This is a genomic window from Rhodosalinus sp., from assembly GCF_046542825.1.
Lineage (GTDB): Bacteria > Pseudomonadota > Alphaproteobacteria > Rhodobacterales > Rhodobacteraceae > Rhodosalinus.
Genome location: NZ_JBKHAQ010000044.1, coordinates 1 through 21,434, shown reverse-complemented (window position 1 = coordinate 21,434; position 21,434 = coordinate 1). Strand labels below are relative to the sequence as shown.

27 protein-coding genes are annotated in these 21,434 nt (G+C 69.4%); all 27 read right to left on the bottom strand.

The annotated features are described in order from the left end of the window. Positions 1-305: NADH-quinone oxidoreductase subunit NuoI (nuoI, locus tag ACLFOB_RS07805; protein ID WP_410925712.1), on the bottom strand; the 305-nt coding region annotated here is incomplete at its 3' end. Then, positions 302-490: a hypothetical protein gene (locus tag ACLFOB_RS07800; protein WP_410918423.1), complete on the bottom strand. Its 189-nt coding sequence runs from the start codon at positions 488-490 to the stop codon at positions 302-304. The genes nuoI and ACLFOB_RS07800, both read right to left, overlap by 4 nt. A gap of 1 nt (position 491) precedes the next feature. After that, on the bottom strand, positions 492-1,529 hold the full coding sequence (gene nuoH / locus ACLFOB_RS07795; protein ID WP_410918424.1) for an NADH-quinone oxidoreductase subunit NuoH: 1,038 nt from the start codon (positions 1,527-1,529) through the stop codon (positions 492-494). A 7-nt stretch (positions 1,530-1,536) separates the two neighbouring features. Beyond that, positions 1,537-1,947: a hypothetical protein gene (locus ACLFOB_RS07790; protein WP_410918425.1), complete on the bottom strand. Its 411-nt coding sequence runs from the start codon at positions 1,945-1,947 to the stop codon at positions 1,537-1,539. After that, on the bottom strand, positions 1,944-3,968 hold the full coding sequence (nuoG, locus tag ACLFOB_RS07785; RefSeq protein ID WP_410925711.1) for an NADH-quinone oxidoreductase subunit NuoG: 2,025 nt from the start codon (positions 3,966-3,968) through the stop codon (positions 1,944-1,946). The genes ACLFOB_RS07790 and nuoG overlap by 4 nt, the downstream gene beginning before the upstream one ends. 4 nt (positions 3,969-3,972) lie before the next feature. Beyond that, the gene (locus ACLFOB_RS07780; protein WP_410925710.1) at positions 3,973-4,380 is read right to left on the bottom strand and encodes a DUF5333 domain-containing protein; all 408 of its coding nucleotides are present in this window, start codon (positions 4,378-4,380) and stop codon (positions 3,973-3,975) included. Beyond that, on the bottom strand, positions 4,377-4,706 hold the full coding sequence (locus tag ACLFOB_RS07775) for a hypothetical protein (RefSeq protein WP_410918292.1): 330 nt from the start codon (positions 4,704-4,706) through the stop codon (positions 4,377-4,379). Before ACLFOB_RS07775 ends, ACLFOB_RS07780 begins: the two co-directional genes overlap by 4 nt. Next, on the bottom strand, positions 4,703-5,413 hold the full coding sequence (locus tag ACLFOB_RS07770) for a class I SAM-dependent methyltransferase (protein WP_410925709.1): 711 nt from the start codon (positions 5,411-5,413) through the stop codon (positions 4,703-4,705). Before ACLFOB_RS07770 ends, ACLFOB_RS07775 begins: the two co-directional genes overlap by 4 nt. An 80-nt stretch (positions 5,414-5,493) precedes the next feature. Then, positions 5,494-6,789: an NADH-quinone oxidoreductase subunit NuoF gene (gene nuoF / locus ACLFOB_RS07765; protein ID WP_410925708.1), complete on the bottom strand. Its 1,296-nt coding sequence runs from the start codon at positions 6,787-6,789 to the stop codon at positions 5,494-5,496. A gap of 24 nt (positions 6,790-6,813) precedes the next feature. Continuing rightward, complete coding sequence (locus tag ACLFOB_RS07760; RefSeq protein ID WP_410925707.1) at positions 6,814-7,044, bottom strand: DUF5337 family protein; 231 nt, start codon at positions 7,042-7,044, stop codon at positions 6,814-6,816. 15 nt (positions 7,045-7,059) lie between these two features. Next, positions 7,060-7,770: an NADH:ubiquinone oxidoreductase gene (locus tag ACLFOB_RS07755; protein ID WP_410925706.1), complete on the bottom strand. Its 711-nt coding sequence runs from the start codon at positions 7,768-7,770 to the stop codon at positions 7,060-7,062. 35 nt (positions 7,771-7,805) lie between these two features. After that, positions 7,806-8,993 (bottom strand): NADH-quinone oxidoreductase subunit E, encoded by a 1,188-nt coding sequence (locus tag ACLFOB_RS07750; protein ID WP_410916532.1) that lies wholly within the window; start codon positions 8,991-8,993, stop codon positions 7,806-7,808. Between the two features lie 181 nt (positions 8,994-9,174). Next, on the bottom strand, positions 9,175-9,489 hold the full coding sequence (locus tag ACLFOB_RS07745; RefSeq protein WP_410925705.1) for a hypothetical protein: 315 nt from the start codon (positions 9,487-9,489) through the stop codon (positions 9,175-9,177). Continuing rightward, positions 9,486-10,703 (bottom strand): NADH-quinone oxidoreductase subunit D, encoded by a 1,218-nt coding sequence (locus ACLFOB_RS07740; protein WP_410916530.1) that lies wholly within the window; start codon positions 10,701-10,703, stop codon positions 9,486-9,488. Before ACLFOB_RS07740 ends, ACLFOB_RS07745 begins: the two co-directional genes overlap by 4 nt. Beyond that, on the bottom strand, positions 10,700-10,900 hold the full coding sequence (locus ACLFOB_RS07735) for a hypothetical protein (protein ID WP_410916529.1): 201 nt from the start codon (positions 10,898-10,900) through the stop codon (positions 10,700-10,702). The genes ACLFOB_RS07740 and ACLFOB_RS07735 overlap by 4 nt, the downstream gene beginning before the upstream one ends. Beyond that, complete coding sequence (locus tag ACLFOB_RS07730) at positions 10,897-11,526, bottom strand: NADH-quinone oxidoreductase subunit C (RefSeq protein WP_410925704.1); 630 nt, start codon at positions 11,524-11,526, stop codon at positions 10,897-10,899. The genes ACLFOB_RS07735 and ACLFOB_RS07730 overlap by 4 nt, the downstream gene beginning before the upstream one ends. Before the next feature lie 17 nt (positions 11,527-11,543). Then, entirely contained in the window at positions 11,544-12,113 is a 570-nt protein-coding gene (locus ACLFOB_RS07725) for a NuoB/complex I 20 kDa subunit family protein (protein ID WP_410916527.1), read from the bottom strand. Beyond that, on the bottom strand, positions 12,083-12,448 hold the full coding sequence (locus ACLFOB_RS07720) for an NADH-quinone oxidoreductase subunit A (protein ID WP_410916526.1): 366 nt from the start codon (positions 12,446-12,448) through the stop codon (positions 12,083-12,085). The genes ACLFOB_RS07725 and ACLFOB_RS07720 overlap by 31 nt, the downstream gene beginning before the upstream one ends. A gap of 203 nt (positions 12,449-12,651) precedes the next feature. Next, on the bottom strand, positions 12,652-13,038 hold the full coding sequence (locus ACLFOB_RS07715; protein WP_410925703.1) for a hypothetical protein: 387 nt from the start codon (positions 13,036-13,038) through the stop codon (positions 12,652-12,654). Further along, positions 13,035-13,829, bottom strand: a complete 795-nt coding sequence (locus tag ACLFOB_RS07710; protein ID WP_410916524.1) for a crotonase/enoyl-CoA hydratase family protein — start codon at positions 13,827-13,829, stop codon at positions 13,035-13,037. The genes ACLFOB_RS07715 and ACLFOB_RS07710 overlap by 4 nt, the downstream gene beginning before the upstream one ends. Positions 13,830-13,888: 59 nt before the next feature. Beyond that, positions 13,889-14,743, bottom strand: a complete 855-nt coding sequence (locus ACLFOB_RS07705; RefSeq protein ID WP_410916523.1) for a hydroxymethylglutaryl-CoA lyase — start codon at positions 14,741-14,743, stop codon at positions 13,889-13,891. Further along, positions 14,736-16,676: a biotin carboxylase N-terminal domain-containing protein gene (locus ACLFOB_RS07700; protein WP_410916522.1), complete on the bottom strand. Its 1,941-nt coding sequence runs from the start codon at positions 16,674-16,676 to the stop codon at positions 14,736-14,738. Before ACLFOB_RS07700 ends, ACLFOB_RS07705 begins: the two co-directional genes overlap by 8 nt. Before the next feature lie 142 nt (positions 16,677-16,818). Then, positions 16,819-18,423: a carboxyl transferase domain-containing protein gene (locus tag ACLFOB_RS07695; protein WP_410925702.1), complete on the bottom strand. Its 1,605-nt coding sequence runs from the start codon at positions 18,421-18,423 to the stop codon at positions 16,819-16,821. After that, positions 18,420-19,973 carry an AMP-binding protein gene (locus ACLFOB_RS07690; protein WP_410925701.1) on the bottom strand — a complete coding sequence of 518 codons (1,554 nt, stop codon included), beginning with the start codon at positions 19,971-19,973 and terminating at the stop codon, positions 18,420-18,422. The genes ACLFOB_RS07695 and ACLFOB_RS07690 overlap by 4 nt, the downstream gene beginning before the upstream one ends. After that, positions 19,973-20,680 carry a flavodoxin family protein gene (locus tag ACLFOB_RS07685; protein WP_410925700.1) on the bottom strand — a complete coding sequence of 236 codons (708 nt, stop codon included), beginning with the start codon at positions 20,678-20,680 and terminating at the stop codon, positions 19,973-19,975. The genes ACLFOB_RS07690 and ACLFOB_RS07685 overlap by 1 nt, the downstream gene beginning before the upstream one ends. Further along, a complete protein-coding gene (locus ACLFOB_RS07680) occupies positions 20,677-21,000 on the bottom strand; it encodes a hypothetical protein (RefSeq protein WP_410925699.1) in 324 nt (107 codons plus the stop codon). The genes ACLFOB_RS07685 and ACLFOB_RS07680 overlap by 4 nt, the downstream gene beginning before the upstream one ends. Before the next feature lie 33 nt (positions 21,001-21,033). After that, positions 21,034-21,434 (bottom strand): DUF1622 domain-containing protein (locus ACLFOB_RS07675; RefSeq protein ID WP_410925698.1); only part of this gene is annotated, 401 nt, incomplete at its 5' end.

Sequence of the window (21,434 nt, the reverse complement as noted above, 5' to 3'; positions counted from 1 at the left end):
GTCATGTCGATGTCGTAGCGCGTGGTGCGGCGCGAGCCGTCCTCGCGCGGCTCGGCGTCGATGGTGATCGCCTGCGCGGGGCAGATCGCCTCGCAGAGCTTGCAGGCGATGCAGCGTTCCTCGCCGTTGGGATAGCGCCTGAGCGCGTGCTCGCCGCGGAAGCGGGGCGAAAGCGGCCCCTTCTCGTGCGGATAGTTCACGGTGGCCTTGGGGGCGAAGAAATATTTCAGCCCCAGCTTCATGCCATGCACGAAGTCGGCAAGCAGGAAATACTTCGCGGCGCGGTTGTAGTCGATCCGGGTCATCGTTGTTCTCCGTCGATCTCGTCGGCGGCCCAGCGAAAGATCGCGGCGGCGATGGCCTGCGCGCGCGGGCCGGCCAGTTGATTGTCCCTCTCCGTGGTCTGATCGGCAGCTTCGGCCGCGGTGGCGGCGAGCTCCATCATGTCGATATAGCGGGCGTTGAGGATCGCGGTCTTGAGTTCCTGCATGTCAGCCTCCCATGGACCAGCGGGCATAGATGCCCCAGAACCATTCGAATTTCGCGGCGAAGGCCACGAAGACCACCCAGATCAGGCTCATCGGCAGGAACACCTTCCAGCCCAGCCGCATCAGCTGATCGTAGCGGTAGCGCGGCGTCACCGCCTTCACCATGGCGAAGAGGAAGAAGAAGAACGCCATCTTCGCCACCATCCAGAGCGCGCCGTCCGGCAGGCCGGGGATGGGCGAGAGCCAGCCGCCGAAGAACAGCAGGCTCATCAGCGCGCACATCAGGAAGATGGCGATGTATTCGCCCGCCATGAAGAGCAGGAAGGGGGTGGAGGAATACTCCACCTGGTAGCCCGCCACCAGTTCGGACTCCGCCTCGGGCAGGTCGAAGGGCGGGCGGTTCGTCTCGGCCAGGGCCGAGATGAAGAACAGCAGCACCATGGGCAGGTGCGGCAGCCAGTACCAGCCGAAGAAGTGCCAGTCGCTGTCCTGCGCGCCGACGATCTGGCCGAAGTTCATCGAGCCGGTCGAGATGATGACCCCGATGATCACGAGGCCGATCGAGACCTCGTAGGAGATCATCTGCGCAGCCGAACGCAGGCTCCCCAGGAAGGGATATTTCGAGTTCGAGGCCCAGCCGCCCATGATCACGCCGTAGACCTCGAGCGAGGACATGGCGAAGACGTAGAGGATGGCCACGTTGATGTCGGCCAGCACCCAGCTGTCGTTGAACGGGATCACCGCCCAGGCCAGCACCGCGAGGACGAAGCTGGTCATCGGCGCCATGATGAAGACCGGACGATCGGCGCCGGCGGGCACGACCACCTCCTTCAGCACGAATTTCAGCGCGTCGGCCACCGTCTGCAGCAGGCCGAAGGCGCCCACCACGTTGGGCCCGCGCCGCATCTGCACGGCCGCCCAGACCTTGCGGTCGGCGTAGACCAGGAACAGCAGCGAGATCATCACGAAGGCGACGACCGAGAGGCACTGCGCCAGCACGATCAGGAAGGTGCCCAGAGGCGTGGCGAAGAAGGCGTCCATCAGTCCCTCATACCGTCGGTATTCCGCGCGCGGCGCAGTCGGCGACGACCATTTCCGCGTCGAGCGTGGCGAAGCCCCGGGGCAGGCCGGGCGAAATGGTGTAAACCGCATCCGCGGTCGAGTTGCCACCCTCTTCGCCCAGATTCGTCCTGACGTGACGGGCGAAGCCATAGCCGCGGATCAGCGCGTACTGCGCCGCGGCGCAATCGGCGTAGGCCCGCATCTCCTGCGGGGTCGCCGCGCCCGCCAGCGTGACGTGCAGGTTCACCAGGTCGTTGTCCAGAAGGCGGGTGTCCACGCCCAGATACTCCTCTGCCGGCCGGGCCGGGGCGAGCGCCGCAGGCTGCGCCGGCTGCTCCTCGGCGCAGCCCGCCGCAAGCAGCGCGGCCAGCCCCAGCGCCCCTGCGGTCCGGATCATTGCGCCGCGATCTTCTCCGCCGCGCGCGCCTGCGCCCCCGCGGACAGCTCGGCCATCACCTCGCTTGCCCGCGCGATCGGGTTGGTCAGGTAGAAGTCCCGCACCGCGCGGCCGAAAGGTGCATCGGACATCTCCCCCGGTGGCAGCGGTTGCCAGTCGTTTTCCGCGACGCTGTCGATTTCCGCGAGAACCGGCGCCTCGCGCACGAGCTGCTGGCGCAGTTGCGCCATCGAATCGTAGGGAAGCTGCGCCCCCGCCTCGGCCGAGACGGCGCGCAGGATCGCCCAGTTCTCCTTGGCTTCGCCCGGCGGGAAGCCCGCGCGCAGGGCCAGTTGCGGACGCCCCTCGGTGTTCACGAAGAGCCCCTGTTCCTCGGTCCAGGCCGCGCCGGGCAGGATCAGGTCGGCCCGATGCGCACCGCGGTCGCCGTGGCTGCCCTGATAGATCACGAAGGGGCCATCGGGGATCTCGGTCTCGTCCACGCCCAGCGCCCAGATCACGTCCGAGCTCAGCGCCTCCTCGATGCCGCCCTCGCAGTTGGCGCCGGCATCCATCGCGCCCACGCGCCCCGCCGCGGTGTGCAGGATCAGCAGGCCCGCGCCGGCGGCCTCGGCGATCCGCATGGCGGCCGCCAGCACCGCCGCACCATCCGCGCGGCGCAGCGCCGCCTGCCCCACGATCACCAGCGCGGGGCCATCCGCGGGGCCGGGCCAGTTGCCGCCCTCCTCCGCCACGCGGGCCAGATCGGCGCCCCCATGGCCGAGGTGGTGGTAGTCATAGGTCAGGTCCACCGCCGCGCCGACAAGGCTGACCTCCGCGCCGCGGGTCCAGGCCTTGCGGATGCGCGCGTTGAGCACCGGCGCCTCGCCGCGCGGGTCGGTCCCGATCAGCAGGATGCGGCGCGCCGCGTCGATATCCTCGATCGCCGCCGTGCCGGCATAGCCCGCCCGGTTGCCCGCCGGCAGCTTCGCGCCATCGACGCGGCATTCGGCCACGCCGCCCAGGGCCTGCATCAGCTGCCGCAGGGCGAAGGCCGCCTCGACCGGGGCAAGATCGCCCACCAGACCCGCGGGCCGCCTCGCGCCCTTCAGTTTGTCGCCCGCGAGTTTCAGCGCCTCGTCCCAGCCGGCAGGCCGCAGCTTGCCGTTTTCGCGGATGTAGGGCCGGTCGAGGCGCTGGCGGCGCAGCCCGTCCCAGACGAAACGCGTCTTGTCGCTGATCCACTCCTCGTTCACGCCGTCGTGGTTGCGGGGCAGCATCCGCATCACCTCGCGCCCCTTGGTGTCCACGCGGATCGAGGCGCACATCGCGTCCATCACGTCGATCGTCTCGGTCTTGGTCAGTTCCCAGGGCCGCGCGGTGAAGGCGTAGGGCTTGGAGACCAGCGCGCCGACCGGGCAAAGGTCGATGATGTTGCCCTGCATCTCGGAATCGAGCGTCTGGCCCAGGTAGCTGGTGATCTCGGCATCCTCGCCCCGGCCGGTCTGGCCCAGCTCGGGCATGCCCGCCACCTCGGTGATGAAACGCACGCAGCGCGTGCAGGAGATGCAGCGCGTCATGTGCGTCTCGACGAGCGGGCCTAGATCCAGATCCTCGACCGCGCGCTTGGGCTCGCGGTAGCGGGAGAAATCCACCCCGTAGGCCATCGCCTGATCCTGCAGGTCGCATTCGCCGCCCTGGTCGCAGATCGGGCAGTCGAGCGGGTGGTTGATGAGCAGGAACTCCATCACCCCCTCGCGGGCCTTCTTGACCATGGGCGAGTTGGTCCTGACCTGCGGCGGCTGGCCCTCGGGGCCGGGGCGCAGGTCGCGCACCTGCATCGCGCAGCTTGCCGCCGGTTTCGGCGGCCCGCCCACCACCTCGACCAGGCACATGCGGCAGTTGCCCGCGATCGACAGACGCTCGTGGTAGCAGAAGCGCGGGATCTCGATGCCCGCCTCCTCGCAGGCCTGGATCAGGGTCATGGAGGGATCGACCTCGATCTCCCGGCCGTCGATGACGATCTTGCGCAGTTCGGTCATGATCTCACTTCTCTCTGAGCAGCCGGCCCACGGCGGTGCTGCTTGCAATCTCGGCGCGCCCGAAGGCGCAAAGCTCGGCGGTCACGGCGGGATCGGCACCCTGCTGGCGGACATAGACCTCACCCAGCCGGCGCATCCGCGCCTTCTCGGCCTCGCTTGTCACATAGTCCTCGATCTCGTCCTCGCCATAGCCCAGCGCGCGCGCCTTCGCCTTGAGGCGGTTCAGCGTGCCGAGGGCGCGGATCATCCGCGGCTCGATGTCGTCGCAGCGCTGGCGCACCTCGTTTGCGATCGCCACGGCAAGCAGCGCGCCGTCGATCTCGCGCACTTCGCTGAGCGGCGGGCGGTCGGCCGCGACCGGCTGCGCCGCCAGCAGCGCCAGCGCGCCGAGGACTGCACGCCCGCCCGTCACAGCGGATCGCACGTCCCTGCAAGCGTCAGCGTGTCGCCTTCAACCGGCAGCCCCGACGCCTCCGTCTCGGGGCCGACGGTCCAGGCGATCCGCGAGCTTCCGTAGTTCACGATGCAATAGCGCTTCGCCTCGTGCGCGCCGGCCAGACGCGCGCCCTGCAGGCCCGCGCTCACCGGCCGGACGGAGACGGTGAAATCCTGCCGCGTCTCTCCCTGTGCGGCGTTCGCGCGATAGGCCTCTCCGTCGAACGCGATCTCCGAGCGCCCGCCGCAGCCGGCGGCCAGAAGCGCCGCGCCAAGCGCGACCACGCGAAACGGACCGCTCATGCGCCCACCCTCGAATGCACGGGCCGGTGCACCGGCCCCTTTTCGAACACGGCGATGGAATCGTGGATATGCATCCCCGACACCTGCGCGCCCAGACCCTCGCGCCGCTCGCCGCGGTCGTGATACCAGTGATGCATGTCGTCCGCCACCTTGGCCATGTATCGGAAGAAGTTGGCCCGCGCGCCGTATCCGCCGCCGAACTTCGGCCAGTAGGCGGTGTGGAGATCCTCGATCATGTAGACGCCGCCCGGCGCCAGTTTCGGAAAGAGATGCTCGAAGCTCTTGCGCACATGGCCCATGCGATGGCTGCCGTCGTCGAGCACCAGGTCGAGCCCGCCCATCTCGTCCACCACGAAATCGAGGAATGCGGTGTCGGTCTGCGAGCCGATCCGCACCTGCCCCGCCTGCCCGTCGAAACGCGCGCAGTCGGGGTTCACGTCGATGCCGAAGATCACCGCCTCCCCGCCCAGCCAGCGCCGCCACATCTGCAGGCTGCCGCCCTTCGCCACGCCGATTTCCAGAAACCGCACCCCGGTGCCGCGGAACGGCGCGAAGTAGCGTTCGTAGAGGGGAATGTAGTGGTGCCACTTGTGCACCTCCGGCCCTTCGTTGCCGGAATAGATCGCCAGCAGGTCGCCGTCGTAGGCATATTTTTCGCGGATATCGGCGGTGACGTCGGCGCCTTCCTCGAAGCGGTATTTCTTCATGCTGTCACTCCGCCGACGGGTTGTGCCAGCAGGCGGCCCACGTCGGGCAGGGCAGGATGGCGGGCGGTCATCGCGCTCCCCTACTCCGCCGCCACGGCGCTGACGCGGCCGGACTTCTGCGCCTTGATCCGGTCCTCGATCTCGTCGCGGAAGTGGCGCACGAGGCCCTGTATCGGCCAGGCGGCGGCGTCGCCAAGCGCGCAGATCGTGTGCCCCTCGACCTGCTTGGTCACGTCGAGCAGCATGTCGATTTCCGCGACCTCGGCCTCGCCGGTCACCAGCCGCTCCATCACCCGCATCATCCAGCCCGCGCCCTCGCGGCAGGGGGTGCACTGGCCGCAGCTTTCGTGCTTGTAGAACTTCGACAGCCGCCAGATCGCCTTGATGATGTCGGTGGACTGGTCCATCACGATGACCGCCGCGGTGCCCAGGCCCGAGCGGTTCTCGCGCAGCCAGTCGAAATCCATGATGCCCTCGCGCATCACGGAGCCGGGCAGCAGCGGCACCGAGGAGCCGCCGGGGATCACCGCCTTGAGGTTCTTCCAGCCGCCGCGGATGCCGCCGCAGTGACGCTCGATCAGCTCCTCGAAGGGGATCGACATCTCTTCCTCGACCACGCAGGGGTGGTTCACGTGCCCCGAGACGGCGAAGATCTTGGTGCCGGTGTTGTTGGGCCGCCCGAAGCCCGAGAACCAGTCCGCACCGCGGCGCAGGATGGTGGGCACCACCGCGATGCTTTCCACGTTGTTCACCGTGGTGGGGCAACCGTAAAGCCCCGCGCCCGCCGGGAACGGGGGCTTCATGCGCGGCATCCCCTTCTTGCCCTCGAGGGACTCCAGAAGCGCCGTTTCCTCGCCGCAGATGTAGGCGCCCGCGCCGTGGTGCAGGTAGAGGTCGAAGTCCCAGCCCGATCCGGCGGCGTCGCGGCCCAGAAGCCCCGCCTCGTAAGCCTCGTCGATGGCGGCCTGCAGCGCCTCGCGCTCGCGGATGTATTCGCCGCGGATGTAGATGTAGCAGGTATGCGCGTTCATCGCGAAGGAGGCGATCAGGCAGCCCTCGATCAGCGTGTGCGGATCGTGGCGCATGATCTCGCGATCCTTGCAGGTGCCCGGCTCGGACTCGTCGGCGTTCACCACCAGGTAGGCGGGCCGCCCGTCGGACTCCTTGGGCATGAAGGACCACTTGAGCCCGGTGGGAAAGCCCGCGCCGCCGCGGCCGCGCAGGCCGGACTTCTTCATCTCGTCGATGATCGCGTCGCGGCCGCGCTTGATGATCCCGGCCGTGCCGTCCCAGTGCCCGCGCGCCTTCGCTCCGGCAAGCGAGCGGTCGTGCATCCCGTAGAGATTGGTGAAGATGCGGTCTTCGTCCTTGAGCATTCCCGTTCCTTTCCGTCCGGCGCCTCAGCGGGTGCGCTGGCGCCAGAGCCCGATCGCCGCGATCAGCGCCCAGAGAAAGGCGCCCATCGCGGCAAGATAGATCAGCATCTCGTAGCGAACGGCGAGGCCGAGGGATGCCGTGATCCACGGCGCAAGGATCGCCGCAAGTCCCGCGCCCGCCACCACCAGCGCGATCACGCGGCCCTGCCGTGCGATCCTGCGGTCATGCTCGCTGGGCTCCCGGCGCTCGGGCATCGACCCTCCGTGGCGCTAGTTGCGCTTGCTGAACTCGGTCTCGCCGCCCGCGGCGAGGATCTTGGCCTGCGCGACCCAGTCGTCGCGCGTGACCCGCCCCTTGAAGCCTTCAAGGTTCGCGTCGACCCAGGCCACCTCGTCGGAAGTCCATCCGGCGATCTGATCGAAGTGGTAGAAACCAAGGCTGTGCAGCAGCTTTTCCAGCTTGGGGCCGACGCCCTTGATCTTCTTCAGATCGTCCGGCCCGTGACCGCGCGGCTTCTCCAGCGCCAGGGGCTTCGTGCCCGGATTGTCGGACAGCCCGGCCGTCGGGGCCGCCTTGTCGGGGGCGGTCTCCGACGTGGTCTCGGCCGGTTCCGGCGCAGCCTCTGCCCTGGCCGCGGGGGTGGGCCTTGGCGCGGGAGCGGGGGCCGGAGCCGCGCTCTTCGGCGCGGGTGCGGGCGGCGGCGCATCCTCGACCAGTCCGAGTTCGCGCTTTCGCTGCGGCGAGAGCTTCTCCATCCCGGTCAGCTCGCCCAGCGACTGACCTTCCCAAGGGGCGGTGAACACGCCGCAGATGTTCTTCTGCAACAGCAGACCGAACCAGACCGCGAAGCCCACGCCGATCGCCAGGGCAACCAGGAACCAGATCGCCTGGGTCAGTATGATCACGAGGCCAAGGCCGCTGAGGCCGGCAAGCCCCCAGCATACGATCACACAGGTGTCATCCTTGTCGGTCTGCGCCATGTCGTGTCCCCCTCAGGTGCTTTCGTCGGGCAGTCTCAGTTAACATCACCCTTCTTAACACGGGCCGAGACCTCCGTCTCGCCCCCTGCGGCCAGACGGCGCGCCTGTTCGATCCACGCGTCGCGCATCACGCGGCCCTGAAAACCTTCGAGGTGATAGTCGACCCAGGCGACCTCCGCATCGGTCCAGGACGCGATCTGCGCGAAATGGAACACGCCCAGTTCGTGCAGCACCTTCTCGATCTGGGGGCCGATCCCCCTGATCCGCTTCAGGTCGTCCGGCGCCTCGCCCTCGGGCGCGTCGAGCAGCGCGGGCTTCGTGCCCGGCGCCACCGCCGCGGGCTCTGTCTGCGGGTGCGGTGACAGCTTTTCGTCGGGCGCCGGGTCGCCGGTGGCCGGCTTGCCACGGCCCAGCACGGGGGCCTCGCGCTTGTCGATGCCGGTCTCGTCCGCCGGTCGCCCGGGGGCGAGCACCGGGCCCTTGGGGCTGCTCTCCGCGTCGCCCTTTTCGTGCGACCGATCGCGCCACGGGGTGCGCAGCGGCTCTTCGCTGCCGTCGATCCGCTTGACGGTGTCCTGCTTCTGCAGCGCCAGCGCGACGGAGGCATTGTGCGCCATCCTGCCCTCGGCATGGGCTGTCAGGCTGGTCGGCCCGCCCGCGGGTTCGGAGGCGTAGCGGCCGTTCTGCGGCCCCGGCGCGGGCACCTCTCCCGCGGCGAGCGCGTCGAGGATCTCTCCCAGCCGCTCGGCGGTCAGATCCTCGTAGTAATCCTTGCCGATCTGCGCCATCGGCGCGTTGGCGCAGGCGCCCAGGCACTCGACCTCTTCCCAGGAGAACCTGCCGTCCTCCGAAAGCGCGTGCGGCTGCCGCGCGATCTTTTCGCGGCAGACGGAGATCAGATCCTCTGCCCCGCAGATCATGCAGGAGGTGGTGCCGCAGACCTGCACATGCGCGACCGAGCCCACCGGCTGCAACTGGAACATGAAGTAGAAGGTTGCCACCTCCAGCGCGCGGATATGCGCCATGCCCAGCATGTCGGCGACATATTCGATCGCCGGCCGGGTCAGCCAGCCCTCCTGCTCCTGCGCGCGCCACAAAAGCGGGATGATCGCGCTGGCCTGCCGGCCTTCGGGATACTTGGTGATCTGCGCCTGCGCCCATTCGAGGTTCTCGGGCGTGAAGGCGAAGCTCTCGGGCTGGTCGTGGTAGAGGCGTCGAAGCATCTTGTCTCCTACTCGGTCGGCTCGCGGACCAAGCGATCTTCGGGCATGCCGCGCGGGGCGCGGGAATGATGGAAGGCTAGGACGTCCTGATGCACGCCCGACCCCGCCGCTTCGCCGGCGGTGAAGCCATCCGCGCCACCGACCGCCCGAGCCGGTGCAGAGAAAGCCGCAGGCATCCCCGTCACTCCGTCCCCGCCGCCTGCTCGGACTCCGCCTCCGGCGCGCAAGGGCCCGTGAGCAGCCGCACGCCGCCCTCCGGCGTGGCCTCCGCGCGCTCCTGCGCGATGCGGTAGTCCGAGATGGCCATGATCTGCTCGCGCGTGAGGCCGGTCTGCAACTCGACGGGCGCATAGTCTGAGTCGTCGCGCAGCGTGCAGCCGACGCTGGCGACCGCGGCATCGAAATTCGCGCGATCCGCCTCCGTCGTGTCCTCCGGCGGAAGGGCGCAGGCCGCCAGAAGCGGCAGCGCGGCGAGGACGAGGAGGGTCTGCTTCATCGGTCGATCTCCCCGAAGACCACATCGAGCGTGCCGATGATCGCCGCCACGTCGGCCAGTTGATGGCCCTGCGTGATGTGATCCATCGCCTGCAGATGCAGAAAGCCCGGCGCGCGCAGCTTGGCGCGGTAGGGCCGGTTGGTGCCGTCGGCCACGAGATAGACGCCGAACTCGCCCTTGGGCGCCTCGACGGCGGCATAGACCTCGCCCTCCGGCACATGGAATCCCTCGGTGTAGAGCTTGAAGTGATGGATCAGCGCCTCCATCGAGGTCTTCATGTCGGCCCGCGAGGGCGGCGAGATCTTGCCCCGCGCCATGACCTCGCCCGGCTCGTCGCGCAGCTTGGCGATGGCCTGATGGATGATCTTCACGCTCTCGCGCATCTCGGCCATCCGCACCAGGTAACGGTCGTAGCAGTCGCCGTTCTTGCCCACGGGGATCTGGAACTCGAACTCGTCGTAACACTCGTAGGGCTGCGCGCGCCGCAGGTCCCAGGCAAGGCCCGAGCCGCGCACCATCGGCCCCGAGAAGCCCCAGTCCAGGATGTCCTCGACGGTCACGACACCGATATCGACGTTGCGCTGCTTGAAGATCCGGTTCTCCGTCAGCAGCCCGTCGATGTCGTCGAGCACCCCGGGGAAGTCTTGCGCCCAGGCCTCGATGTCGTCGAGCAGCGCGGGCGGCAGGTCCTGATGCACCCCGCCGGGGCGGAAGTAGGCGGCATGCAGCCGCGCCCCGCAGGCGCGCTCGTAGAAGACCATGAGCTTCTCGCGCTCTTCGAAGCCCCAGAGCGGCGGGGTCAGCGCGCCCACGTCCATCGCCTGCGTCGTGACGTTCAGCAGGTGGTTCAGCACGCGTCCGATCTCGCAGAACAGCACGCGGATGAGCTGTGCGCGGCGCGGCACCTCCACCCCCGTGAGTTTCTCGATGGCAAGACACCAGGCGTGTTCCTGGTTCATCGGCGCGACATAGTCGAGGCGATCGAAATAGGGCAGGTTCTGCAGATAGGTGCGGCTTTCCATCAGCTTCTCGGTGCCGCGGTGCAAAAGCCCGATGTGCGGATCGCACCGCTCGACGATCTCGCCGTCCAGCTCCAGCACCAGCCGCAGGACCCCGTGTGCTGCCGGGTGCTGCGGGCCGAAGTTGATGTTGAAGTTGCGGATCTGCTGTTCGCCGGTCTCGACGTCCTGAAAGCCCCTGGCTGCATCCTTCATGCGCGGCCTCCGTCGTCCTTGAATGCCATGACCCAGAGCAGGACCAGCGCCCCCAGCGGGATGATCGCCGCGAGCGACACCCACGCCGGGATACCGAAGCGCGGCAGCAGCCGCCAGAAGGGGATCACCACCAGCGCGCCAATCACGATCAGCCAGAGCAGACCGCCGCCGCCCATGCCGTAGCCGCCACCCATCATGCTGCACCACCCTCTTCGGATTTCTCGTCCCCCGGCAAGACGTAGTGTGCGCCCTCCCAAGGGCTCATGAAATCGAACTGCCGGTACTCCTGCACCAGCTTCACGGGCTCGTAGACCACGCGCTTGGCCGCCTCGTCGTAGCGCACCTCCGTATACCCCGTGGTGGGAAAGTCCTTGCGCAGCGGGTGCCCTCGAAATCCGTAATCGGTCAGGATGCGGCGCAGGTCAGGGTGCCCCGAGAACAGGATCCCGAACATGTCGAACACCTCGCGCTCGAACCAGCCGGCGGAGAGGTGCACGCCCGTGATCGAGGGCACCAGCTCTTCCTCGTCCACCGCCACGCGCAGGCGGATGCGGTGGTTCTGATACATCGAGAGCAGGTGATAGACCACGTCGAAGCGCCTGGGCCGCTCCGGCCAGTCGACGGCGGTGATGTCCACCAGCGTCGAGAAACCGCAGGTGGCATCCTGTTTCAGGAACTCCACCAGCCCCGCGATCCGGGCCGGCGCCACGGACACGGTCAGCTCGCCGCGCACGACCTCCCAGGACAGGACGCAGTCGGGCCTGCGCCCCTCGATATGCGCGCCAAGCTCTTCCAGCGCGGCGGTTGCAATGTCTGCGGTCATGCGTGTCCTCCGGCCTCTCAGCGCGTGATGGTGCCCGTGCGGCGGATCTTCCGCTGAAGCTGCAGGATGCCGTAGAGCAGCGCCTCGGCCGTGGGCGGGCAGCCGGGCACATAGATGTCCACCGGCACGATCCGGTCGCAGCCGCGCACCACGGAATAGCTGTAGTGGTAGTAGCCCCCGCCGTTGGCGCAGGAGCCCATCGAGATCACGTAGCGCGGCTCGGGCATCTGGTCGTAGACCTTGCGCAGCGCCGGCGCCATCTTGTTGGTCAGCGTGCCTGCCACGATCATCACGTCCGACTGCCGGGGCGAGGCGCGTGGCGCCACGCCGAAGCGCTCGGCGTCATAGCGCGGCATCGAGGTGTGCATCATCTCGACCGCGCAGCAGGCGAGGCCGAAGGTCATCCAGTGCAGGCTGCCGGTGCGCGCCCAGTTGATCAGGTCCTCGCTCGTGGTGACGAGGAAGCCCTTGTCCTGCAGTTCGCGGTTGAGCGTCTGCGTGGCGTGCTCCGGGTCGGGTCCCGCGGTGTCGAGCGCGCCGGTCTGGCTGTCAGGTGTCACTGCCAATCCATCGCTCCCTTCTTCCATTCATAGGCGAAACCCGCGGTCAGCACGGCGAGAAAGGCCATCATCGACCAGAACGCCGTCATCGACATCTCGGAAAAGGTGATCGCCCAGGGAAACAGGAAGGCGATCTCGAGGTCGAAGATGATGAACAGGATCGATACGAGGTAGAACCGCACGTCGAACTTCATCCGCGCATCGTCGAAGGCGTTGAAGCCGCATTCATAGGCGGAAACCTTCTCGGGATCCGGGTTGCGCACCGCCAGCACCACCGCCGCGAGGATCAGGATCAGCCCGAGGCCGATCGCAACCGCCAGCAGCAGAAGGATGGGCGCGTATTCCCTGAGCAGATCGTCCATGCCTCGGCTCCTTGCAGCCTGGGGACGCAGCGCCGCGCCGGGCCCGCGTGTTCCCTCCTGATCTATGCCTGCCCCCCGGCCCGGTCAACCGACGCCGCGGTGCGGCAACGCCACGGCGCCGCGGCGGACGCCTGTCTGCGGCGGCTGCGGCGGGCGGTGTATGCGGCGGCATGCCGCCGCCGTCAAGCCGCGTTGCGGCCGACTCAGCCACTGCCCTGCGTCACGATGAGCACATAGCCCGCAAGACCGGCCATCACGATCGTGACAGGTCCCCAGACCGCGCGCTCGCGGCGCGACGGCGTCACCTGGTTCAGCACGGCGGAGACAAGGCTCAGGCCCAGCGCGGCCCAGCCGGTCCAGCGCGGCCATCCGATCCCGGGAAACCCTGCCGCAGAGAGGATCGCAACGCCCTGGAACAGCGCCACGGGGATCGCGGCCGCCGCCATCAGCCGCCCGCTGGGCGGCAGCGCGCCCGGATGTCGACCGCCCTGCGTCCAGGGCCCCAGCGGCAGGCCCGCGATCAGGGCGATCTGGAAGAAGACGATGGCGAGGCTGCCCAGCGCGTAAAGATGCGCGATCTGCGCGGTCATTCTTTCCCCGCCCAGACGGGCGCGCGCCTCTCGAAGAAGGCGCGCGTGCCCTCGTCGGCCTCTTCCGTCTCCCACCGGTCGGCCAGCGCCTCGATGGTGGCCCGGATCATCGCCGCGTCGGGCGAGGGCGAGACGGTGCGGATCAGCGCCTTGGCCGCCGCGACGGCGCCCGGCGCGCAGGCGAGATAGGGCGCAACCTCCGCTTCCACGGCGGCGTCGAGGTCGCCCTCGGGCACCGCGCGGGCCAGCAGCCCCAGCCGCACGGCCTCCTGCGCGCCGAAGACCCGCGCGGACATGAAGACCTGCCGCGCCCGCGCAGCCCCCATGCGCGCCACCACATAGGGCCCGATGGTGGCGGGGATGATGCCCAGCCGCGTCTCGGTCAGCCCCATCTTCACCCCCTCCGCGCCGATCGCCACGTCGCAGACCGAGGCGAGCCCCACGCCGCCGCCGAAGGCGTTGCCGTGCAGCCGCCCGATCAGCGGCCTGGGCATCCTGTCGAGCGCCATCAGCATCTCGGCCAGCTTCGTGGCCTCGGCAATGCGCGTCGCGCGATCCGCCTGCATCTGCGCCCGCATCCATTCCAGGTCGCCGCCCGCGCAGAAGCTCCTGCCCTCCGCGGCCAGCACCACGACGCGCAGACTGTCGTCATCGCCCAGAAGCTCCGCCGCCCGCGTCAGTTCGGCGATCATCCGCGCCGACATCGCGTTGTGCTTGTCGGGCCGCGTCAGCGTCAGCGTGGCCACCCCGCGCCCGTCGCGCGCGATGCGGATCGTCTCGAAATCGGTCATCCCGGGCTCCCAAAATTCTTGCAAAGAATTTTGCAAGGCGTTTGCAAACGCCTTGCGCCTCACCCCGCCCGCAGCGCGCGGGCCATTTCCGCCGCCTCGGCGATCACCGCCATGTCGAGGCCGGTCTCGTAGCCCAGCGCCGCCAGCCGCTCCGCCACCCGTTCGGTCGCCACGTTGCCCGCGGCGCCCGGCGCGAAGGGACAACCGCCCAGCCCCCCGACGGCCGCGTCGAAGACCCGCAGTCCCTTGTCCAGCGCCGCCTCGACATTGTCGAGCGCGCGACCGGAGGTGTCGTGGAAATGGCCCGCCAGCCGGTCCGCGGGCACGATCTCCAGCACCGCCTCCAGCATCGCCGCAACCCGGCCGGGCGTGCCCTGCCCGATCGTGTCGCCCAGGCTGATCTCGTAACAGCCCATCGCGTCGAGCGCGGCTGCCACCCGCGCCACTGCCTCGGGGGCTACCGGCCCGTCATAGGGGCAGTCCGTCACGCAGGAGATATAGCCGCGGACCGGCAGCCCGATCCGCCGCGCGGCCTCCGCCACCGGGCGGAACCGTTCGAGGCTCTCGTCGACGGTCGCGTTGATATTGGCCTTCGAAAACCCCTCGGAGGCCGATCCGAAAACCGCGATCTCGTCCGCCTGCGCGGCGATGGCGCGCTCCAGCCCCGTCATGTTCGGCGTGAGCGCCGCATAGCTGACGCCCGGCGCCCGCCGGATGCCGGCCAGCACCTGGCCCGAATCCGCCATCTGCGGCACCCACTTCGGGCTCACGAAACTCGCCACCTCGATCCGGCGAAAGCCCGCGCGGCTCAGGCAGTCGACGAGCGCGATCTTGGCCTCGGGCGGGATCCGTGCCGTTTCGTTCTGCAGCCCGTCGCGCGGCCCGACCTCGAAGATCTCCGCCCGCTCAGCCATCGGACGGGTCCTCCAGCCGGATCAGCCCCGCGCCCGCCTCGACCTGCGCGCCGGGCGCGGCCAGAACCTCGGCCACCACCCCGTCCCGCCAGGCGGTCAGCGCATGCTCCATCTTCATCGCCTCCAGCACGGCAAGGCGCTGACCGGCCTCCACCGCCTGCCCCGCCTCGACCAGCACCGCGCGCAACAGACCCGGCATCGGCGCCTCGATCACGTCCTCGCCATGCGCCGCGGCGCCGCGCTCCAGCGGGTCGGCGATCTCGAAGACCTGCCCGTGATCGGCAAAGACCGTGACGCGCCCGGAGGCGACATGCGCGCCGGCCGCCGGCCGGCCGCCGATGCGCCAGCCGCCGTCACGGCGCTCTGCCACGATCTCCCGCCCGTCGAGTTCCACCACATGCCGGTCCGGCCCCTCCGAGAGTACATGCACACCGCATTCGGTCTCGCCGCGCCTCAGCCCGATCCGCCGCCGCAGCGGCGCCCAGAGCGCGAAGCCCGTGTCAGGCGCGGCGGCATCAAGCAGCCCCGCGGCGGCGAGCGCCGCCTCGGCCCGGACCTCCGGCGCGGGCTCTGCCGCCGCCACCAGCGCCTCGCGGTCGCGGTCGATCAGCCCGGTGTCCACATCGCCCGCCGCGAAGCCCGCGTGCCGCACGAGCGCGCCGAGGAAGGCGAGGTTCGTGACGGTCCCGGCCACCTGCGTCTCGCCCAGCGCGCGGCGCAGCTTTCCCAGCGCGATGTCGCGGGTGGGCCCGTGCACCACGAGCTTCGCGATCATCGGGTCGTAATGCGGCGTGATCTCGTCGCCCGAGCGCACGCCGGTGTCCGCCCGCACCCCCGGCGGAAAGGCCAGATGCGCAAGCCGCCCGGTCGCGGGCAGGAAGCCCCTGGGCACATCCTCGGCATAAAGCCGCGCCTCGAAGGCATGGCCGGCAAGCCGCAACTCCTCCTGCCGCAGCGGCAGCGCCTCGCCCGCCGCCACGCGGAACTGCCACTCCACCAGATCGACGCCGGTCACCGCCTCGGTCACCGGATGCTCGACCTGCAGCCGCGTGTTCATCTCCATGAACCAGAAGCGGTCCGGCCGCAGCCCCTCGGAGGCGTCCACGATGAACTCCACGGTGCCTGCGCCGCGATAGCCGATGGCCTCCGCCGCGCGCACGGCGGCCTGCCCCATCGCTTCGCGCATCGCCTCGGTCATGCCGGGCGCCGGGGCCTCCTCGATCACCTTCTGATGCCGGCGCTGGAGCGAGCAGTCCCGCTCGAAGAGATGGACGGCGCGCGTCCCGTCGCCGAAGACCTGCACCTCGATGTGGCGCGGCTTGGCCACGTATTTCTCGACCAGCACCGCGTCGTTGCCGAAGGCGCCGCGCGCCTCCGCGCGCGCCGAGGCCAGCGCATCGGCGAAGTCCCGCGCCCGGTCCACCCGCCGCATCCCCTTGCCGCCGCCGCCCGCCACGGCCTTGATCAGCACAGGATAGCCGATGGCGTCGGCTGCGCCTGCCAGATGCTCGTCGTCCTGGCTCTCGCCATGATAGCCTGGCACAACGGGCACGCCCGCCGCCTCCATCAGCGCCTTCGCGGCGTCCTTCAGCCCCATCGCCCGGATCGCCTCGGCCGAGGGGCCGACGAAGGTCAGGCCCGCCGCCTCGACCGCCGCCACGAAGTCCGGGTTCTCGGAGAGAAACCCGTAGCCCGGATGGATCGCCCCGCAGCCCGTGGCCCGCGCCGCCGCGATGATGGCCTCCCCGCGCAGGTAGCTCTCTCCCGGCGGCGGCGGCCCGATCCGCACCGCCCGGTCCGCCATGGCCACATGCCGCGCGCCCGCGTCGGCGTCGGAAAAGACGGCCACTGTCCGCATCCCCATCGCCCGCGCCGTCGCGATGACGCGACAGGCGATCTCGCCGCGGTTGGCGATCAAAACGCTCTCGAACACGGCCTTTCCTCGCTTCTGCTTCTCCTGCCGCTGCGGCACCCCGTGCCGTCACCGTGTTTCAATGGTCCCCAAATACCCCGGGGGAGTCGCGCGGCACGCGCGACGGGGGCAGCGCCCCCTCTTCCGCCCGCCACCGCGCACCTCACATGCGGAACACGCCGAAGCGTGTCTCTTCGATGGGCGCGTTGAGCGCGGCCCGCAGCGACAGCGCCAGCACCTCGCGGCTCTTGCGCGGGTCCACCACGCCATCGTCCCAGAGCCGCGCGGAGGCATAGAGGGGATGCGACTGGCGCGCGAACATCTCGACGGTGGGGCGCTTGAATTCGGCCTCGTCGTCGGCCGACCAGTGCTCTCCCGCGCGCTCCATCGCATCGCGCTTCACGGTGGCGAGCACGCCCGCCGCCTGTTCGCCGCCCATCACGCTGATCCGGCTGTTGGGCCATGTCCACAGGAAGCGCGGGCTGTAAGCCCTTCCCGCCATGCCGTAATTCCCCGCACCGAAGGATCCGCCCACAAGCAGCGTGACCTTCGGCACCCGCGTCGTGGCGACCGCGGTGACCATCTTCGCGCCGTGCCGCGCGATGCCCTCGTTCTCGTACTTCCGGCCCACCATGAAGCCGGTGATGTTCTGCAGGAAGAGCAGCGGCACCTTGCGCTGCGAGCAGAGCTCGACGAAATGCGCGCCCTTCTGCGCGGACTCGGAAAAAAGCACCCCGTTGTTGGCCACGATCCCGACCGGGCAGCCCTCGACATGGGCGAAGCCCGTCACCAGCGTCTCGCCGAAGCGCGGCTTGAACTCGTCGAGGCGCGAGCCGTCGACGATCCGTGCGATCACCTCGCGGATGTCGTAGGGGGTCTTCAGGTCCGCGGGCACGACGCCGAGGATCTCGTCGGGATCGTAGGCCGGTGGCTCCGGCGTGGCCCAGACCACCGTCTCGGGCGAGCGGCGGTTGAGGCCCGCCACCGCGCGGCGGGCGAGCGCCAGCGCATGCGCGTCGTCCTCGGCCAGGTAATCGGCCACGCCCGAGAGCCGCGTGTGCACGTCGCCGCCGCCCAGGTCCTCGGCGCTGACCACCTCGCCGGTTGCGGCCTTCACCAGCGGCGGGCCGGCAAGGAAGATGGTCCCCTGCTCGCGCACGATGATGGTGACGTCCGACATCGCGGGCACATAGGCGCCGCCCGCGGTGCAGGAGCCCATGACAACGGCGATCTGCGGGATGCCCTTCGCCGACATGTTCGCCTGGTTGTAGAAGATGCGGCCGAAGTGGTCGCGGTCGGGAAAGACCTCGTCCTGTTGCGGCAGGTTCGCGCCGCCCGAGTCCACCAGGTAGACGCAGGGCAGATGGTTCTCTTCCGCGATCTCCTGCGCGCGCAGGTGCTTCTTGACGGTCATCGGGTAATAGGTGCCGCCCTTCACGGTGGCGTCGTTGCAGACCACCATGCAGTCGAGGCCGTGGATGCGCCCGACACCCGCGATCACGCCCGCGCAGGGCGCCGCACCCTCGTACATGCCATGCGCCGCCGTCGCGCCGATCTCGAGGAAGGGCGAGCCGGGGTCGAGCAGGTTTGCCACCCGCTCGCGCGGCAGCATCTTGTTCCGCGCCAGATGCCGCTCGCGCGCCCGCTGGCCGCCGCCCGCCGCGGCCAGCGCGGCCGCGGCCCGGATCTCTTCCAGCATCTCCAGATGCGCGGCGCGGTTGGCCTGGAAGTCTTCCGAGCCGGTCAGCACGCGCGAGTCGATCTTCATGCCTCTTCCTCCATCGCCCACGCGCGCAGTTCGCGGCGCAGAACCTTGCCCGTGACCGTCATCGGCAGGCTGGGAACAAAGGTGATTTCCCTTGGATAACTGTGCCTTGCGACACGTTCCTTCGAATAGTCCCGAAGCTCGCGCACGAGCCTCTCGTCACCGGCGACACCGTCGCGCAGCACCACGAAGGCGACGACGATCTCGGTGCGCAGCGGATCGGGCCTGCCCACCACGCCCGCCGCGGCCACGGCCGGATGGGTGATCAGGCAATCCTCGATCTCCGAGGGCCCGATGCGGTAGCCGGCAGAGGTGATCACGTCGTCCTCGCGCCCGAGGAACCGCAGATAGCCCTCTTCCCATGTGCCCCGGTCACCGGTCAGCATCCAGTCGCCGCGGAACTTCTCCGCCGTGGCGTCCGGGCGGTTCCAGTAGCGCAACATCATGCTGGCCGAGCCGCGCCGGATCGCCACGTCGCCCTCGCCCGAGGCCGGCGCGCCGCTTTCGTCGATCACCTGAACCTCGTGCCCCGGCACCGGCTTTCCGATGCAGCCCGGGCGCGCCGGAAAGAGCGCGCCGCAGGACGAGGCCACCATATTGCACTCGGTCTGGCCGTAGAACTCGTTGATCGCCAGGCCGAAGGCGCGCCGCCCCCAGTCCAGCATCTCCGCGCCCAGCGGCTCGCCGCCCGAGGCGACGGAGCGCAGGCCGGGGATCGCGACCTCGGCCGCCTTCAGCATCCTGAGCGCCGTGGGCGGGAAAAACACATTCCGAACAGTGCCTTCGCGGATGATGTTCACGGCATCCTCGGGCGTGAACTTCGGCCGCCGCGCCGCCACCACCGGCACCCCCAGCGCCAGCCCCGGCATCGCCACGTCGAAAAGCCCGCCGATCCAGGCCCAGTCCGCGGGCGTCCAGATCACGTCACCCGACTGCCCGAGGAAGTCGTGGCTGATCTCCACCCCCGGCAGGTGGCCGGTCAGCACCCGGTGACCGTGCAGCGCGCCCTTGGGCGATCCGGTGGTGCCGGAGGTGTAGATGATGATGGCCGGATCCCCGGGGCCGGTGTCCGCGGCCTCGACCGGCGCGGTGGCGAGGCAGGCGTCTTCCGGTATCAGGACCGCACCCTGCCACGCCCGCAAAGCCTCGGGCGGATCGCGATCGGCGACCACCAGCTTCGCCTCGGCATCCGACAACCGCGTCACCAGAGCATCGCGCCCGAAGAGCTTGAAAAGCGGGATGGAGATCGCCCCCAGCTTCCACGCCGCCAGATGCGCGGCCAGCGTCCAGGCATCCTGCGAGCGCAGCACGCCCAGGCGGTCGCCCGGCGCGATGCCGCGCGCCGCGAGTTCCGCCGCCAGCCCATCGGCCATCTCGCGCAGGCGGCCGTAGCTGACCTCGTCCCGCCCGTGCGAAAGGTCCAGGACCGCGACCCGGTCGGGCGCGCTTTCCGCCCATGTATCAAGCGCCTGCCGCGCCATGTTGAGGCGCACGGGCAGATCCCAGCGGAAGTCCCGGACCAGCGCCTCGTGGCTCGCGGCAGGCGTCAGCATCAGAGCGGATCCTCCCAGCCGAAGCGTTCGCCCCGGGCCCATGCCTCGCGGTCGTTGCCGGTGCGGGGATAGCCGCCCGCGTCCCGCAGCATCCGCGCGAGGTGCATGAGGTTCCAGGTCATGACGGTCGCCGTCTGCTGGGTGAACTCGTGGCCCATCCCGGCGCGCGTGCCGTCGACCGGATCGCCGTAGGAGGGGCCGGGCCCGGCCTCTCCGATCCAGCCCGTGTCTGGCTGCGGCGGGATGGTGAAGCCCAGGTGCGCCAGCGCATAGGCGATGGTCATCGAGACATGCTTGACCCCGTCCTCGTTGCCGGTGACCACGGCGCCGCCGGTCTTGCCGTAGTAGGTCGACTGCCCCTTGTCGTTCAACTCGCCCGACATGGCATAGAGCCGCTCGATCAGCACGCGGCAGAGCGAGCTTTCCTCGCCCAGCCAGATGGGCGAGCCGATCACCAGGATGTCAGCCGCCCTGACCTTTTCCCACAGCGCGGGCCAGTCGTCGCGCGGCGCGCCCTCCTCCGTCATGTCGTAGGAGACGCCGAAGGCGAGCGTGTGGTCCATCAGGTGCAGATGCTCGACCGAGACGCCCTGCTTTTCCATGATGCTGGCAGAGCCGCGCATCAGCAGCGCGGTGTGGCTCTCGCCCGCCTCGCGCTTCAGCGAGGTGTTGATGTAGAGGGCGGAAAGATCGGTGAAATCGGTCATGTGGCGGCATCCTCCGGGGTGCTGTCGCGGGTGCGCGGCGTGTCCGCCCGTAGAAGCTGACCCCAGGGGCCGACGGCCCAGACGTGACGCGCCGCAGGCCGGTCCGGGGGCACGCAGACCACCACCAGCCGTTCGAACCCGCGCTTGCCCGGCCGGGCAAGGCAATCGGCGCGTGCGCCGCCGGCCGCCTCGTAAACGCGGGCATAGCGCTCGATGATCCGCGACTCGTCCAGCGTTGCGGTCATCCAGCCCAGACGCAGGCCCAGCGCGGCGGCAAGAGCTGGCAGGATCGCGAGCGACATGAAGGCCCAGCGCGGCATCGCGGCCGTCCTTTCCTTTCCGCGCCAGGGCGGTCACGTTTCCAGCTCTTCGCGCAATTGCGCGAGTTCGCGGTCCAGAAACCACGAGATGATCGAGCGGATCACCACCAGCAACAAGAGGAACACCAGGTCCGCCAGCGCAAGGCTCAGTGCCGTATGGATCACATCCGACACGATGAAGAGTTCCAGTCCGGCCAGGATATAGCGCCCCAGTTCGATCCGCTCGCGGTTGGTGCGCTGCACCCGCGCCGTCCCGCGCGTCAGTTCCGCCACGGTAACGCCCGCGATGAAGCGCACCGCCCCGATCAGAAGCAGCGCGATCGCGAAGAGATCGATGATCGCAGAGGCCCATTCGAGCAGGGAGACCAGCGGCGCGAGGGGGCCGTGCAGGACGCCGCCCGTGCTTTCGATCTCCCACAGCGAACCCATGTCAG